General features: G+C 75.9%; 1 protein-coding gene and 1 pseudogene. Both read right to left on the bottom strand.

Going from position 1 to position 2,576, the window contains the following annotated elements:
- Positions 1-305: 305 nt before the first annotated feature.
- Positions 306-1,640, bottom strand: a complete 1,335-nt coding sequence (locus tag AE652_RS33555; protein ID WP_049658524.1) for a M14 family zinc carboxypeptidase — start codon at positions 1,638-1,640, stop codon at positions 306-308.
- A gap of 126 nt (positions 1,641-1,766) precedes the next feature.
- A pseudogene (locus AE652_RS33560) lies at positions 1,767-2,576 on the bottom strand (phospholipase C, phosphocholine-specific); the annotation flags it as partial.

A 2,576-nucleotide genomic window follows, 5' to 3' on the forward strand; every position in this document is an offset into this window, starting at 1 on the left:
CCGTCGGGGCGCTGTCCGCCGAAGCCGAGGGCAGCCCCGCCACCACGGTGCCTGTCGCGAGCACCCCCGCGAGGACGAGACGGGTCCTGTTCATCACGTACTTCCTTCCGCGCACGTCAAAGCCCCTGCGGAGCAGGGGAGTTCGCGCCGAGTCTCCCGTCCGGGTCCTCGCCGCCACCTCGCGGCCGACCTGATTCCCCCGTTCGGGTGATGGGCGGCGTCTCCCGGTCACGCGCCGCCGGGCACGTCCGTTCGGGTTTCCCCGGGGCGGCGAACGGCCCTGCGGCCGGCTCCGGGGACGGTCCCTACCGCTCCGGGTGGCGCAGGGCGACGGCGGCGCGGACGGTGGCGGCCTGGTGGGCGGCCTGGCGGGCGACGGGGAGCCAGACGGGCTGGAAGGTCCGCTGGTACTGGGCGCACCAGTCGCGCAGGAGGTGGTCGAGGCGGGCGGCCTGGGGTGCGGCGGGGGCGCCGGCGACGCGGACGGCGCGGCGCAGCAGGGCGGCGGCGCGCACCGGGACGCGGTGGGCCCACAGGTCGATGCCGGTGAGGCGGGCGCGGGGGATCGGGGTCTGTAGGAGCTCCTGTCCGTGGCCGTCGGGGTCCCATGCGTCGGCGAGTTGACGCAGGGCGGTGAGCGGGGTGCGGGCGGCGCGCAGCAGGGGGGTGTCGGGGTTTCGCACGTAGGGCAGGGCGGCGTCGAGGAGTGCGGTGAGGAGTGTGCCGCGGTGGCGCAGGCGGTCGGCGCAGGTGCGCAGGTACAGGCGGACGCCGGTGGCGGGGCGGTTGTCGCCGAGGTGGGCGCTGGTGAAGGCGGGGACTTCGACGAGGACGGTCTGGCCGCCGTGGCGCTGGGGGGCGAACCAGGTGCCGGCGCGGGCTTCGTCGGCGCCGTGGTGGGGGGTGAGGACGCCGGTGGTGGTCTCCTGCCGGTCGATGTGGTGGGGGGTCATCAGGTAGACGCCGGGGCCGGATTCGTGCAGGCGGAAGGTGTCGAAGTTGCCGGTCTCGACGGGGATGCCGTGGTGGGCGGCGGAGCGGGCGAAGGGGCGGGCGAGGGCGGCGGGGTCGCTGGTGGCCTGGAGGAAGGTGCCGCCGACGTCGGTGCTGTGGAGGGAGAACTGGAGGGTGGGGCGCAGTTCGTCGATGAGGTCGAGGAGGGTGCGGCTCTCGGGGAGGTCGGCGCCGGCGGCGGGGGCCCATTCGGGCTGTTCCTCGGCGGCGGGGCGGTAGTAGTGGGCGAAGTAGTCGGGCAGGGTGCGGGCGTGGCGGCTGCCGTCGGCGAGGTGGGCGCCGTCGGGGTCGAGGCAGAGCAGGAAGTGCCAGGCGAGGTCGGGGTGTTGGGCCGTGAGGGCGTGGTGGGCGAGGTCGTCGACGGCGGCGCGGGCGGCGAACTCGTCGGCGTGGGCGCCGGCGACGACGAGGAGGTTGTGCGGGGCGCGGCCGGTTCCGTGCGGGGCGGGGCCGACGGTCAGCAGGGTCAGGGGGCGTCCGGCGCGGGAGGTGCCGACGGTGCGCACCCGGCAGCGGTCGGGCCGGTGGGCGGCCAACTGGTGGGCGGTGGCGGTGAGTTCGTCGAGGCTCGGGTAGCGGTCGTGGAGTCGGGCGGCCTGGTCGGCCGGGGTCGTCGTGTCGGTCACCTTCGGTTTCCTCCCCTGTGGTCGTGGCAGTAGTTCTACCTGGCACGCGGGGCCGCCGGTACGGGTCGGGCCCGCCCGGGCGCGGTGGCTCGGGCGGGCCCGGTCGGGCTGGAGGGGCCGGCGGGGTCAGTCGGTGACGGGGCGGGTGTCGAGGCGGATGTGGTCGACGGCCCAGTACCAGTTGTTGCCGGCGTCGTACATGCGGAACCGGAGGGTCACCGAGCGGGCTCCGGCGGGGACGGCGAGGCTGCGGGTGATCCGGGTGTTCTGTACGTCCTTGCCGGCGTTGTCGTTGCCGGTGGCGTCGGAGCTGTAGGCGAGCAGGCGGGTCTCGGTGCCGTTGTCGAAGACGGCGGTGACGGAGGCCTTCTGCGGGGCCTCCTGGCGGTAGTGGGAGTCGAAGGCGAGGTGGAGGGTGTCGGTGCCGGCCGGGATGGCGACGGCGGGCGAGACCAGGGTGGAGTCGAAGACGCCCTTGCGGGAGGGCGAGCCGGTGTCGTCCCAGTCGTCGGGGTCGGCGACGGCGACGACGCCCAGGGCGCGGGTGAAGTTGCCGCGGTCCTGGGCGCCGAGGGCGGCCCATTCGCGCTTGGTGTGGAAGGTCCAGCCCTGGAGGCGGACGGTGCCCTGGGGCATGGCGGGGGCGTTGACCACCGTCCAGCCCTTGGGGGCCTGGGCGGTCCAGCCGAGCAGGCCGGACTCCGGCTTGAGGGCGCCGGCGAGGGATTCGAAGTCCTCGTCGAGGAGGTGGCCGGTCATCGCCGGAGCGGGGCGGGCGGCGAGTTCGCCGTCGGCGAGGGCGAGGCGGCCGTCGGCCTGGGCGCGGGCGGTGACCAGGAGGCGGTGGGTGGCGCCGGCGGGCAGCTGGGCGGGCGGGGTGACCTGCCAGACGGCGGTGGCGGGGGCGCCGGCGGCGAGCTTGTCGGGTGCGGCGGT

It is taken from the genome of Kitasatospora sp. MY 5-36 (assembly GCF_001182915.1).
In the GTDB taxonomy this organism is placed as follows: Bacteria; Actinomycetota; Actinomycetes; order Streptomycetales; family Streptomycetaceae; genus Kitasatospora.